The organism is Shewanella sp. 10N.286.51.B2, assembly GCF_041469265.1.
Lineage (GTDB): Bacteria > Pseudomonadota > Gammaproteobacteria > Enterobacterales > Shewanellaceae > Shewanella.
Genome location: NZ_JBFRKH010000021.1, coordinates 28,354 through 42,281 on the forward strand (window position 1 = coordinate 28,354; position 13,928 = coordinate 42,281).

At 40.2% G+C, this 13,928-nt stretch carries 14 protein-coding genes; 4 read left to right on the plus strand and 10 right to left on the minus strand.

Features of this window, described 5'->3' with window-relative positions:
* Positions 1–122: 122 nt before the first annotated feature.
* Positions 123–1,487 carry an anti-phage deoxyguanosine triphosphatase gene (locus AB4140_RS06070; RefSeq protein ID WP_102519551.1) on the minus strand — a complete coding sequence of 455 codons (1,365 nt, stop codon included), beginning with the start codon at positions 1,485–1,487 and terminating at the stop codon, positions 123–125.
* A 93-nt stretch (positions 1,488–1,580) separates the two neighbouring features.
* The gene (gene yfbR, locus AB4140_RS06075; protein WP_102435511.1) at positions 1,581–2,189 is read right to left on the minus strand and encodes a 5'-deoxynucleotidase; all 609 of its coding nucleotides are present in this window, start codon (positions 2,187–2,189) and stop codon (positions 1,581–1,583) included.
* Positions 2,190–2,398: 209 nt separating this feature from the next.
* Between yfbR and AB4140_RS06080 the strand changes: the two genes are divergently transcribed.
* Positions 2,399–3,307: a hypothetical protein gene (locus tag AB4140_RS06080; RefSeq protein WP_102435510.1), complete on the plus strand. Its 909-nt coding sequence runs from the start codon at positions 2,399–2,401 to the stop codon at positions 3,305–3,307.
* Positions 3,308–3,321: 14 nt separating this feature from the next.
* Here the strand turns inward: AB4140_RS06080 and AB4140_RS06085 are convergent, their stop codons facing one another.
* A complete protein-coding gene (locus AB4140_RS06085) occupies positions 3,322–4,107 on the minus strand; it encodes an endonuclease/exonuclease/phosphatase family protein (protein ID WP_372000152.1) in 786 nt (261 codons plus the stop codon).
* Positions 4,108–4,286: 179 nt separating this feature from the next.
* Between AB4140_RS06085 and cls the strand changes: the two genes are divergently transcribed.
* Positions 4,287–5,738: a cardiolipin synthase gene (gene cls / locus AB4140_RS06090; RefSeq protein ID WP_102531127.1), complete on the plus strand. Its 1,452-nt coding sequence runs from the start codon at positions 4,287–4,289 to the stop codon at positions 5,736–5,738.
* 151 nt (positions 5,739–5,889) lie between these two features.
* Here the strand turns inward: cls and AB4140_RS06095 are convergent, their stop codons facing one another.
* The 7 genes from AB4140_RS06095 to AB4140_RS06125 form a co-directional block, all read right to left on the minus strand.
* Positions 5,890–7,104 (minus strand): pyridoxal phosphate-dependent aminotransferase, encoded by a 1,215-nt coding sequence (locus AB4140_RS06095; RefSeq protein ID WP_102476748.1) that lies wholly within the window; start codon positions 7,102–7,104, stop codon positions 5,890–5,892.
* A 331-nt stretch (positions 7,105–7,435) separates the two neighbouring features.
* Positions 7,436–7,996 (minus strand): elongation factor P, encoded by a 561-nt coding sequence (gene efp / locus AB4140_RS06100; protein WP_076540967.1) that lies wholly within the window; start codon positions 7,994–7,996, stop codon positions 7,436–7,438.
* A gap of 46 nt (positions 7,997–8,042) precedes the next feature.
* Entirely contained in the window at positions 8,043–9,236 is a 1,194-nt protein-coding gene (gene earP, locus AB4140_RS06105) for an elongation factor P maturation arginine rhamnosyltransferase EarP (RefSeq protein WP_372000155.1), read from the minus strand.
* A 121-nt stretch (positions 9,237–9,357) separates the two neighbouring features.
* Positions 9,358–9,885 (minus strand): flavodoxin FldA, encoded by a 528-nt coding sequence (gene fldA / locus AB4140_RS06110; RefSeq protein ID WP_076540963.1) that lies wholly within the window; start codon positions 9,883–9,885, stop codon positions 9,358–9,360.
* Between the two features lie 49 nt (positions 9,886–9,934).
* Complete coding sequence (gene ybfE / locus AB4140_RS06115) at positions 9,935–10,207, minus strand: LexA regulated protein (protein WP_076540961.1); 273 nt, start codon at positions 10,205–10,207, stop codon at positions 9,935–9,937.
* 8 nt (positions 10,208–10,215) lie between these two features.
* A complete protein-coding gene (locus AB4140_RS06120) occupies positions 10,216–10,437 on the minus strand; it encodes a DUF2788 domain-containing protein (protein WP_076540959.1) in 222 nt (73 codons plus the stop codon).
* Between the two features lie 109 nt (positions 10,438–10,546).
* Positions 10,547–11,311, minus strand: a complete 765-nt coding sequence (locus tag AB4140_RS06125) for an alpha/beta fold hydrolase (RefSeq protein ID WP_102435500.1) — start codon at positions 11,309–11,311, stop codon at positions 10,547–10,549.
* Between the two features lie 307 nt (positions 11,312–11,618).
* Between AB4140_RS06125 and seqA the strand changes: the two genes are divergently transcribed.
* Complete coding sequence (gene seqA / locus AB4140_RS06130; protein WP_372000158.1) at positions 11,619–12,218, plus strand: replication initiation negative regulator SeqA; 600 nt, start codon at positions 11,619–11,621, stop codon at positions 12,216–12,218.
* A gap of 34 nt (positions 12,219–12,252) precedes the next feature.
* Positions 12,253–13,893 (plus strand): phosphoglucomutase (alpha-D-glucose-1,6-bisphosphate-dependent), encoded by a 1,641-nt coding sequence (gene pgm, locus AB4140_RS06135; protein WP_372000160.1) that lies wholly within the window; start codon positions 12,253–12,255, stop codon positions 13,891–13,893.
* Positions 13,894–13,928 lie beyond the last annotated feature (35 nt).

Sequence of the window (13,928 nt, forward strand, 5' to 3'; positions counted from 1 at the left end):
GCTAACTGAGTGTGCTTTGGCTGGAAGTGAATTGAAGTTTTATTACAGTGTTAGTGACTTTAGATGCTTAACTCTCATCAAAGCCACTAACACAGGGGTCTCATCTTGATAGGTAAGTAAGGTTATCTTTCTAAGCTAATCTCAAAAATGCCAGAAGACTTGGGGCCAAATAATTGCTGATGCAACTTACCGGCAAATTCATCGGTCATTCCAGAAATATAATCTGCAATAATTCGCATTGGATTAAGGTTATTCTCCTTGGCATGTAACCAACGTTCTTGAGTGTTTAATGGCAGCAAACGTTGTGGATCAGACTCAAAGGCTTCAAATAATTCCATGACAATTTGTTGGCCTTTGTATTCGAGCATTTGCATTTCAGGTTTACGGATAACGTACTTATAGACAAATTGTTTTAAAGTATGCAATGCGATGGCAAAGTCAGGCTCTAGGCTGGCATTGTATTTTAATAAAGGTTCATCAAATTTGTCGTCTTGCTCGATATTAATGGCAGTGACAAAACCATTCACTAAGGTACCTATGGCATCTTTACGTAAGTGATGTTGATGGGAAAATAATTTATCTGCGATATGGGTAAATTCGTGAGTAAGCCATGGGTCATTACTTTGGCTTAATTTGTCAGCGACATCCTGCTGCCATTGCAAAGGCGTGACTATGCCCATGACAATAGCATCTTCTAAATCATGGACTGCATAAGCGATATCATCCGCCAGTTCCATGATGGAGCAATCAAAAGATTTATACTGGGTTCTGTGGTGAGGATAGTGTTGATTAGTGCTGTTTTTAATGCTGATAAAGCGGTTTCTATCATTTACACTCAAACCTGAAAGCACCCAATCGAAGATATCTTTGTCATCGTTAAAAAGGCCTTTTACCGATGGCCACTGTGAAGGTCTTAATTGTCTGTGGCTGGTTATTTCTGGGTGACCTAAATCGACATGTAACTGGCTATATAAAGCGGGATACTTTAACACTCCAAGTAAGGTTCGCCTGGTTAGATTCATGCCCCAGTATTCGGTGTAGGGTTCAAGTCTGGCTAAAATTCTAAAAGTTTGACCGTTGCCTTCAAATCCGCCGTGATGGCGCATCATATAGTTCAAGGCCACTTCACCGCCGTGACCAAATGGCGGATGACCAATATCATGGGCTAAGCATAGTGACTCTATTAAGCTCATTGAATCTAATAGTTGCTCAATGTCAGGGAATTTACGTTTAAGCTGGGCAGCGATGCCTGTGCCTATTTGTGATACTTCTAATGAATGGGTTAAACGAGTGCGAAAAAAATCGTTCATGCCAATGCCGTGTACCTGAGTTTTAGCTTGTAGGCGACGAAAGGCGGCTGAGTGCAGTATTCTTGCTCTGTCACGCTGAAACGGACTGCGGTGATCATTACGGCGTAATTTATCTTCACCTAGGCGGCGTTCATGCCATGGATTTATCTTAGTGCTGCCCTCAATATCAGCGTTCATTTGTTTGTCATTGATGGCAGCTAATTCATTTTCAGTGACATCACTACTGTGTATTTCATTGTCTGACATTGATCATCCTTTACTGTGTGAGCATCAGTTAGTTAATTCGTTTTCAGTCAATTTATCTAATGTGGAAGTGCAGCTATCGAGGAAAATTTCGATAAAACATTTTACTTCAGGTAAATCTTGTTCCATTTGCTTAAGCTTTTTATCCAAGTTAATTTTTACATGTTGAAACTCGTCATTGTTAAAGCGTAGCTCATTCATGGTTTTCACATAGGCTTGTAAAATATCTGCGGCTTTGACGATAGCTTTGTATTCTGGGTCGACTTGGGTTTGAACTAATAGTGGCTCCATTTCTTCACGCAGATCTTCAGGTAACGAGGCTAAGCATTCTTTTTCAGCCAGATCTTCAAGCTTTTTAAAGGCTTTGGTAAATTCAGGACTGTGATATTTGGTGTTGGAGTTGATATCTTGGAGCTTGGTTTCTGATACTTCATGGTAAAGGGCGATGGTAGCCGCTTTTTCTGGATTTAGCTTACCGCCAAAGCGTTTATTTTTAATGACCACCAATAAGTGCGCAATCACAGCGACTTGATGACAATGCTCTGATACGTTTTCTTTTTGAAAACAATGCATCAAAGCCCAACGTTCTAACAATGGCATACGGGTGATCCATGCCATAAAAGTACTTGGTTTCATAATCTGCCTCGGTAATAGGATTAAGGCGAATAGCAGATCCGTGTCACTAATGCATACGGATTACGGCTAAAAAGCTATCTGTCTACTGTAATCAACTACACTGCGCCATACAACTGTATTTTATATTAACAATTAACCAAGATTTACGTTAGCATAACAACGGATAAGCTTGATTATGAAAGAAAATGTTAAGTTAAATGAGATTAAATATGGATGATGCTCGCTGTTTGCAATTAGATAGATTAGTCACCAACGAAGAGCTTTATATACTCGACAATGTAAAATCACTTAATTTTGTTTGCGATGAATGCGCTGTGGCGCTTATACCTTGCTCTTACAAAAAAGCGGTTAACTTACGTAGACCTTATTTTAAAACCTCAAAAAACGTTGAACATGAGCAGCATTGTTACGCTAAAGCCAGCAGTAAAATTAAGCAGCAAGGCAAAACATCACGGCTGAGCAGTGATGAAGGCTTTCCGTTAGCCTATCCAAATCGATTTACTTTAACCGCCGCAAAGTCCGTTAAAGCGGTGAGTACTACCGAGATTGCCGCTGATGATGTTAATCAATTAACAAGGTCGAAGGCCGCGAAAACTGTAAGCAGTAAGCGTAAAGCGAATTATCTGACCAGCTCTTTTCAAAGCATAGTCGATCAGTATTTTGACTTTCCTTACGATCGTGACAGGGCGCTTTCATTTGAAGGGGTTGAGGGAAACCAATATGGGCAGATTTTCACAAAAATCATTAACCCAGTAGGCAAGCAAAAGTTTCGTTTTCAAACTGACAATAATGATACCAAGGTGTTTTACAGCACCTTAGCATGGGATAAACCACAAGTTGAAGCTGACTATATTATGATTAAGTTATCCGCTGGCTGGTGGCAAAAAGTGGATAATAAGAATAAAAACCTCAGACCCTATGTTGTCAAAATTCAAACCAGTGCATGGCCTGAAGCGGTAAAGACAAATTTTGTAAAACGCTTAACTCAAATACGAGAACTGGTAAAAGGCACCGACAAAAAAGCCTTGGTAGCATTTGTTGGCAAGCAAGATCAGCAAGAGGATTTTTATCGCTTTTTTGCTGAAGAAGCCAAATTGATTAGTTTTAAAGTGGTTTAATTTTGCTCAGGGTGTTATTGCAGGATAAACTCTGTTTGGATCGGATTATGATCTGAGGCTGAGGTTTCGTTAGAGTCTGCATTTATTAAGGTTAAACCGCGATAAAATAAATGATCAAGTGGTAAGCCAAACACCCGTTTACGAAAATCTGCTTTGTATTTAGCTTCTGTTAGGCTCAGGCCATGAGTGAGTTGCCTTACGATACTCATTCTACCTTCTCGCCAGGTATTTAAGTCTCCTGCTAAAATAACCGGCCCCTGATGTATGGCGACTTTTTTTAGCACTTTTTTCAGTTGTGATTCGTAACTATTTAGTCGCCAGTCAAAATTAACGCCGTGTAAATTGACCACCAGTAATTGCTGGCCATTAGATAATGGGTAGGCGGCCACAAGAGTCGATTTGGCGAATCGGATTAACGGTTCTGCAGTTTGATAGGCACAGGCTTCACTAGCTGGTTGAGATGAAATATTCATAACCCCCATTGGTACGTTAAGCAGGTTAAACCCTTTGGCCATTACCACATGGTGCTGGGTATCGGCTAAGTACTTTGAGAAACGACGATTAAGTTTGGCTTCTTGCAGAAGTAACAAATCTGAGCCTTGAGTGATTTGCTGTAATTCAGTTTGCCAGTTTCTCTTTTGTTGTTTATAAATGTTCCAAACAGCAATACGTAAGCGTCCTTGTTGATCAAGGGGCTTGCTGACTGTTTGGGATAAACATTGAGACACAAACATGGGTTGTAGTTCACTCATCATAACCTCGGCTTCGCCATTGAATTTCGTCACTACAAATAAATACAAACCGCCACTTAACAATAGCCCGATCATGATCCAATATTTTAATTTGTTAAGGTTCAATGTTACCTCGAGATAGATGTATGACAGCTGAATGATTAGCTTTGCTATATGCTTGCTTGTTTAAAGAGTACAATCAACTTTACTATTAACTTTTCAATACACCTAGGAATACTGTAAAAACTATGGATCAATTGACCCAAATTATTGCCATTGTTGGTGTGGTGCTTTATTGGCTTATTTTAGGTGTGGTGGCAATTCGAATCGTTATCAAACGTCGAAGTATCGGCGTGTCATTTTCTTGGTTGTTGATTATTTACTTTTTGCCTTTTGTTGGGGTGTTTGCCTACTTATTATTTGGTGAATTGCATTTGGGTAAAACCCGCTCAAATCGTTCAAAAGCCATGTATAAACCCTATGCCGAGTGGTTTAAAGCGTTATATGAGCATAATGCCCATAAACCAGAAAGCCAAAGTCATTATGCTATTCCTATTAGTCATTTGTGTGACACCCAATTAAGGATCCCATCTCTTACTGCCAATGAAATGGTGTTAAAACATACTACCGATGACATTTTAAACTCAATAATTAGCGATATAAATAAGGCTAAAAATTGTATTCATATGGAGTTTTATATTTGGCATCCCGGTGGTCTTGCAGATGAAGTGGCTAATGCATTGATTGCCGCTAGCCAGCGTAATGTCGCCATTAAATTACTATTGGATGCCGCCGGCAGTCGCCAGTTTTTCAAATCATCATGGCCAAAGTTAATGACAGATGCAGGAATTAAAGTGGTGCCGGCATTGATTGTTAGTCCACTGCGTATGCTGTTTAGGCGCATGGATCTGCGTTTGCATCGTAAAATTGTTGTCATAGACAATACCGTGGGCTATACCGGCTCAATGAACTTAGTTGATCCTAAATATTTTAAGCAGTCCAGCGAGGTGGGAGAGTGGATTGATATGATGGTGCGGATCACCGGACCTGTTGTACCAGTGATTAATACCGTAAGCAGCTGGGACTGGGAAGTTGAAACCAATGAGCGCTTTTTACCTGAGCAGCCGCCAGAGGCAGAGTCGACTCATACATCGTCATTAGTTCAAGTTATTCCATCGGGCCCAGGGATGCCGGAAGATGTTATTCATCAAGTATTATTACAAAGTTTATATCAAGCCCGTACACGCATTGTTATTACCACACCTTACTTTGTACCCAGTGAATACTTGTTAGTGGCCTTAGTCACCGCAGCGTTAAGGGGAGTTGATGTTAATATTATTATCCCAAGGCGCAACGATTCCACTATGGTCAAATGGGCCAGTAGTTCGTTTTTCACTGAACTGTTAAATGCTGGCATAAAAGTTCATCAGTTTAACGGTGGTTTGCTGCACACTAAGTCGGTGTTGATTGATGATGAACATTGTTTGATTGGTACGGTAAATATGGATATGCGTAGCTTGTGGCTAAATTTTGAACTCACTTTAGCGGTTGACGATGTTAAGTTTGCTTATAAATTACAGCAGTTACAGCAAAGCTATATTGATGATTCTGAGCAACTTACTTTAGCACAGTGGAATAAACGCCCTTGGTACAAAAGGGTGATTGAACAAGTTTTTTATTTGTTTAGCCCTTTACTATAGCTTTTCACTTTAGCCGTTCACTTTAGCTGGTTGCTATAGAGTTTCGCGTAATCGATAGCGCCTTGTCATGAGCATATAAAAACAGCCACGATAAAAACTATAGTGGCTGTGTTTGTTATGACTATTACTGATAAATACGGCAGTAATTTGATTACTGTGAGTAGTTCTCTAAAAAGTTGCCAAAATCTGTGAGTGCCTTAGTTAAGTCTTCTTTGTGGGGTAAAAATACCACTCGCAGATGATCTGGCTCTGGCCAGTTAAAGGCGGTACCTTGGACTAAAAGCATTTTTTCAGATTTTAATAAATCCAGTACCAGTCTTTCATCGTCTCTAAGATTAAATTTCTTTAAGTCCAGCTTAGGGAAGGCATATAAAGCTCCCTTAGGTTTTTTAACGCTAACACCGGGTATTGAATTAAGCACGTCATAACAGACGTCTCTTTGGGCGGTTAAACGGCCATTTGGCAGTATTAACTCGTTAATACTTTGATAGCCACCTAAAGCAGTTTGTATCGCATGTTGATTAGGTACGTTTGAACACAAGCGCATTGAGGCCAACATGTCTAAACCTTCAATATAATTTTTGGCGGCTTTTAAATTGCCACTGAGAACCATCCAGCCAACGCGAAAACCTGCAGCGCGGTAAGCTTTAGATAAGCCATTAAACGTCACTGTCAAAATATCATCTGAAAGCGAAGCTGCATGTACATGCACAGCTTCATCATAAAGAATTTTATCGTAGATTTCGTCGGCGAATAAAATGATGTCATGTTGACGGCACAGTTCAACCACCTCTAACAATAACTCACGACTGTATACCGCACCTGTAGGGTTATTGGGGTTGATGATCACAATGCCGCGGGTGCGCGGGGTGATTTTACTTTTAATATCGTCAATATCCGGAAACCAGTCTGACTCTTCATCGCAGCGATAATGCACCGCTTTACCGCCAGCAAGGTTGGCAGCAGCGGTCCATAGCGGATAATCAGGTGAGGGGATCAGTACTTCATCATCGGTATTAAGTAGACCTTGTAATGCCATACAGATAAGCTCAGATGCACCGTTACCGATATAGACATCTTCGATATCAATACCAAAGATCCCTTGAGCTTGATAATGCTGCACAATGGCTTTACGGGCTGAAAATAGCCCTTTTGATTCACAATAACCTTGAGCGCTTGGTAAGTTTAAAATGACGTCACGGACAATTTCTTCAGGGGCTTCAAATCCAAAAGGGGCAGGGTTGCCGATATTAAGTTTTAATATTCTATGACCTTCATCTTCTAGGCGGCGTGCCTCTTTATGAACAGGTCCTCGAATATCATAGCAAACACTATCGAGTTTATTGGATTTGATAATAGGGCGCATACTTGCCTCAAGTTACTAATACGACATAAGAATCCGAACAATAACGAATTAATGGCAGTGAGAAAAGGATTAATTGAATATTTTATTGAGTTTATTAGCGGATTGTACTGTGCGGCTTATATTATCGATACTCGGTTAGGTTAAATGACTAAATTGGTGAGCATGAGTAAGATGAAACACTGAATTGCTGGTTTTTTTGAGTGCAACTCTCTTATTAAAGATAAGCTAACTAAGTGCATAAAATAAATACAAAAAACAAAAAAGCCAGCAATTGCTGGCTTTTAGACTTTTAGGGTGGTTCCGTTAAGGGCCTCCCTAATGATAGCGATAATTAAACGCGTTTTTTGAACTCGTTAGTACGAGTATCAATTTCGATTTTATCACCGATTTTAACGAATTCAGCTACCGTAACAGTACCACCACCAGTAATGGTTGCTGGCTTCATTACTTTACCTGAAGTATCACCACGAGCAGCAGGTTCAGTGTAAGTTACTTCACGAACGATGCTAGTCGGTAATTCAACAGAAATCGCTTTACCTTCGTAGAAAGTGACTGAACATTCTTCTTCCATACCGTCAACGATATAAGCAGAAGCATCACCTAAGTTGTCAGCTTCAACGTCATATTGGTTGTACTCAGCATCCATAAATACATACATAGGATCTGCGTAGTAAGAATAAGTACATGCTAAACGTTCTAGGATGATATCTTCCATTTTGTCATCACCTTTAAAGGTGGTTTCAGTGGTAGAGTCTTGTAGAACGTTCTTTAATTTGATTTTAACGATTGCAGCGTTACGACCAGAGCGAGTTGTTTCAGTTTTCTGAACAACCCATGGGCTGCCATCTAACATGATCACGTTACCAGGACGGAGTTCATGAGCAGTTTTCATTACTTTATTCCTATATTTTAGGTATTAATTTTAATTGCGCAGTATCTTAGCTGGTTTTAATAAATTGAACCAGACGTGTAGCAAGATCTGCATCATTTTTAGCATCAACTGCCCAATCTGTAGCATGACGCTGCATAGGCAATTGCACTGAAATAAGTTGTTGCCAATAATCTGAGATATCGGCACGTTGCTGATTGAATGCAAAATTTACTTCCGAGAAGATATTTGCAAATCTATCATCAAGTTTGTGGGTATAGATATTAACAAAAGCCTGCAGTTTTACTAGGTGATAATCTTCATCTTGTGGGTAAATATGCCAAATAAACGGCCTAGCTGCCCACTGAGCGCGCAAAAAAGAGTCTTCTCCGCGGACAATGTTGATATCACAGCTCCAAAGCAGTCGGTCAAAGCCGCTTTGATCTGTCATAGGCAGAATGTGAATAACCAGATTTTCCAGCTGATATTGCTGACCTGGTTTAATGTTTTCTATGGTCACTGGCAATAAATCAATGATGCTGGTTAAGCTTTTGCCCACGGGAATTAACGCATGCATGGTTTGGCTTGATTGACGCCAAAGCTTGACCAAACTTGCTAGGGCTTGTGACTCATAACTAAATACTGATACGACGACATCTTCAGCGTTAATGCCTGATAAACCTAATTGGCGAAACAATGACAGTTTATTACTGCTATCAGCTTGCCAAGCATTACGTTGACTAAATAAGTCTTGCTCGCAAATCAATCCGCCACTTTTTGCAGTAAACCCAGGAAAATAAAAATACTTTTTAAGGCCACTTTGTTGCATTGAAGGTAAACCGTGACAGCCGTCTACCCAATCTTCAGCGCAAAGGTATTCAAGGTTTATCCATAGCGGTGGAGTAGGTGATGAGGTTGAAGTGTGGTGTTTATTATGATTATGGAGTTCTTCAATACTGCTTTTAACTTGTGAAGGTAATTCACAAGCAAAAGCTTCAATCAATACGCTTCCAGCTTTGTACTCTATATCTAATGGCTTGTTCCATTGAAAAATATTAACACCGCAAAAGTATTGCTGGGCTATAGCTGGGTTTAATTGCGGCAAAATATGCGAAAAACTGTGTAAGTCATCGACCCATAAATTGATTTCAATACCGTATTCTGCGTGCAATTGTTTGGCTAAACGCCAGGTGACACCGATGTCGCCGTAGTTATCAACAACAGCGCAGAATATATCCCAATGTTGATTGCTTGATTTGTTCACTTTTTTCTCTCAACACAGCAGCTAGCTATTTGGCGCTAAATGTCAGCGCTAAAAAAAGCGGCTATGGCCGCTTTTTAAACTGTTTTTACTTAACAGTAAAAACAAAGTTAGAGACTCAATATTAGTCTTCTAATTCAGCTAAGCACATTTCTTCATAAATTTGCTTAACCCAAGCGTCAACACGCTCTTCAGTCAGTTCAGGTTGACGATCTTCATCAATACCTAAACCAATAAAGTGTTTGTCGTCAACTAAACCTTTTGATGCTTCAAAGTCGTAACCTTCTGTTGGCCAATGACCAATAATGATCCCGCCACGCTCAGATACGATATCACCAACCATGCCCATAGCGTCAAGGAAGTACTCAGCGTAATCTTCTTGATCGCCACAGCCAAAAATTGCGACTAACTTATCAGTGAAGTCAACTTGTTCTAGCTCTGGGAAAAAGTCATCCCAATCGCATTGAGCTTCACCGTAATACCATGTTGGAATACCAAATAAGATCAAATCGAACTCAGCGATTTGCTCTTTGGTGCTTTTGGCGATGTCTTTGACATCGACCATTTTTTTACCCAACTTCTTCTGGATCATTTTGGCTACAGCCTCGGTATTACCAGTGTCACTACCGAAAAAAAGACCTACAGTTGCCATTGTCTATCCTTTAAATATCATGTTCGCTTTGCGAATTTAAAAAAACGGTTCAGTTGTCGATTTGTTGTTGCAAGATTAATTCGATTAACTGGCTACGGCTGATGTTACTGGCCAATGCTTGTTCGTTCAAGGCGTCATATAAAACTTGTGACACCTTTAACTCTATTCGTTTTAATCCGTTAGCGCGATCACGTTGTATTTGATTGCGCTTATTGACCTTTAACTGTTGTTCCCGACTTAAGGGGTTGCTTCTAGGACGTCCACGACGCTTCTCTGAAGCAAACAGGTCAATGGTGGTTCTATCTGTTGTTTCTTTTGCCATCGTTCTGTTTAACCGATCCCTGAACCTTCCCAGGTGATCTGAATAATACCTTTTGCTACAAACCCGGCACAGCCAAGGAATAATACTAACCATACGATGTAACGTCCAAATTTGGGCACTTGGCCTTGCTTAAGGACATCGTGAATAGCCATACCAATAAAGAAAAATATTAAAGCAAAAAACAAGTTTAGACCTAATGTCTCAATTTGATCCATATACTGATTCAACATGTTTTTTCCTTTAGTAATGCTTTAAGGCTAAAAGAGGGCGGGAATATATCACATAGATATACTATGAGCCATATTTGTTGGCTTCTATTAATGAAAATTTACAAGTTAATTATTGGCTATTGCTATCGATAAACTCAGCAACTAATCGATTAAATATTTCAGGTTTTTGGGCATGTAACCAATGACCTGTACCATTGATGGTTTTGGCACTGACACGAGGGAACTGCGTCATGATGGCATTGGTGTGCTCTGCAAGCACGTATTGAGAGTCACCACCACGGATAAAGAAACAGGCCTTATCGTATTGTTTGTCGGTGATATCCCAAGCAATGATTTGCGGATAATTCTCGATTAAACCGTCAAGATTCATTTTCCACTCAAAGCCATTGTCGGTTCGCTGCAGGTTTTTAAGCAAAAACTGCGCGGTACCTAAATCAATATCAGCGCTGATTAAATGCTCTAATGCTGATTTTCTGTTGGTGGATTGATCTAGAGTTAAGGATGTTAACCCTGCAAATACGGTTTGATGACGTGGTTCATAAGCCACTGGGGCGATATCTGCAACCACTAAGCTAGTGACTTTTTCGGGATGTAATAACGCTAAAGCCATGGCGACTTTACCGCCCATCGAATGGCCAACAAAATGTGCTTCGGTTAAATTCAAGCTGTTTAGCAACTCTACGCAAGCTTCGGCAAGGAGTGGGTAGTCCAAATATTGCCAATGTTCACTTAAACCATGGTTAGGTAAGTCGACACGAATAACCTGATGGTTTGCTTCCAGTGCATTTGCGAGGTTTTTCAGGTTGTCCAAATTACCAAATAAGCCATGAATTAAAACCACTGCAGGGCCAGTACCTGATGAAACGTAATGCATTGAAATGTCCATTTTGATTGTCAACGAAGGCGTGATTTTGCCTGTAAAAGGGGATGATGATCAAGAACTGAAATGAATTAGTCAGTTGTTATATGTTCATTAAAGCATCCATCAGTGCCATTGATGATGTGAAATTGACTAATTTTGAGATGTTTAGCTGTTTTTACTCTTTACCATCGGCGTGAGATGGGTAGACTGTCATTATATAAAGATCGATCTAAATCGATCGGTAATGCCACTGGTCATTATTCAATGTCGTAAGTGGCTTGACGTTTTTGACTATAGATTAAGACCAAAGGAAGCATTAATGAGTAAATATATTGAGATAGACGAAGAACTCTATCGTTATATTGCAAGTAAAACAGAACGCATTGGTGAAAGTGCATCTGATATTTTACGCCGTTTGTTGGATCTTTCTATTGAATCAATCGAACCTGCTGAGCCTTTAGCCATCAGTGAACCTAGCCTAGAAACTGCCCATGCCGTTAGCGTTACTGAGGTTGAAGTTAGCGCTGAAGTCATCAAGCAAGAAGTTGTTGACCCCATCATTGTTGAAGAAGTAAAAACAGCTGTGGATTTCAACACAGTGGTTCATGAGCATATGTTATCGCAACAAAAAGGCGCAGTAGGGCGCTTTATGTTTTTGTTAGAGTCACTTTCTGCAATGACGCCAGCCACTTTTGATCAAATATTAAAAATCCAAGGCCGAGGCCGTTTATATTTTGCTCGTTCAAAAGCGGAATTATTAAAAGCCAGTCAGTCTGCTAATCCGAAGGAAATTGGTACTAGCGGTTATTGGGTTACCACTAATAACAACACCGCCAAAAAGCGCACTATTTTATCAGAAGTGTTATTGCAACTCGGCTGTAATGAAGAGCTGGCAAAATCAATTTCAGACAGAATCTAAGGCAATTTTAAATTTCTAAAATAGGGAGTATACCGTGGCAATTCATGACAGAGCAGGCACTGTAGCAATACAAAAGGATTTGATTAATTTACCCAAATTGATGAGCCACTATTACCGCATCATACCCAATGTTGAAGATGTACAACAAAAAGTGACTTTTGGTACATCAGGTCATCGCGGCAGTTCACTTAAGGCCAGTTTTAACCAAAATCACATTTGGGCCATAACTCAGGCTGTGGTTGATTATCGTCAACAAGCGGGTATCAGCGGGCCTATGATTGTAGGTTTTGACACCCACGCCCTATCGTATGCAGCTTATATGTCGGTGCTTGAAGTACTCACAGCGAATCAAGTCGCTGTAAGAGTGCAAAAAGATGAGGGTTTTACCCCAACACCGGTCGTCTCACAAACTATTGTGAGTGCCAATGTTAATGGCGGCGACCTCACTGACGGTCTTATTATTACACCATCGCATAATCCGCCTCAAGATGGTGGTATTAAATATAATCCGCCCCATGGTGGACCTGCTGAAGGCGAGATCACTAAACAAATTGAAACTGCTGCCAATGAATATTTAGCTAATCAATTAAATGGCGTTAAAAAAGTCAATTACGGTACTGCTGTAGAGTCAGGCTGGATTAATGAAGTTGATTTTATCGCACCTTATGTTAATGCATTAAGCAAGGTTATTGATCTCGAAGCGATAGCAAAAGCTAAAATTAAAATTGGTGTCGATCCATTGGGGGGCTCTGGTATTTACTATTGGTCTCACATTGCTGAGCAATATGGTTTAGACATTACCTTAGTTAACGACAAAGTCGACCCAAGTTTTGGTTTTATGCCGTTAGATAAAGATGGAAAAATCCGCATGGATTGTTCATCACCTTATGCCATGGCGGGATTACTGGCACATAGCGAAAACTTTGATGTGTGTGTAGGTAATGATCCAGATTACGATCGTCACGGTATTGTTTGCCCAGGTTTTGGATTAATGAACCCAAATCATTACCTTGCTGTCGCTATAGATTACTTGCTGACTTACCGCAAAGATTGGGCGGCAGACTTAGCCATTGGTAAAACCTTAGTATCAAGTGCAATTATCGACAGAATTTGTCAATCACATCAACGACATTGTTTAGAAGTACCAGTGGGCTTTAAATGGTTTGTTGACGGTCTTGCTAACAGCAGTATTGCGTTTGGCGGTGAAGAAAGTGCCGGCGCTGCCTTTTTAAATAAAGATGGTTCTACTTGGTGTACCGATAAAGATGGTTTTATTCTGGCTTTGTTAGCCGCTGAAATTTTAGCGGTAACAGGTAAAACGCCTGCCCAGCGTTATGTCGAGCTAACTGAACAGTTTGGTAAGAGTTACTATACCCGTATCGATAGTCCTATAAGCCTGAAGAAAAAAGCCAAGTTTGAGACCTTATCGTCAGATAGCTTTACCGATACAGTCCTTGCAGGTGAAACCATTACGGCTATTTTATCTCATGCGCCAGGTAACAATGCGGCAATTGGCGGCATTAAAGTCACCACCGAAAATGGCTGGTTTGCCGCGCGTCCATCTGGCACTGAAGCATTATTTAAAATTTACGCTGAAAGCTTTGTCAGTGAGGCGCATTTAGCTGAAATTATCAGTCAGGCACAAGTGATGATTGATAGTGCGTTAAAAGCCTAAAGTTTAAACCAAAGGGTTAATAGCCTTAGATGATA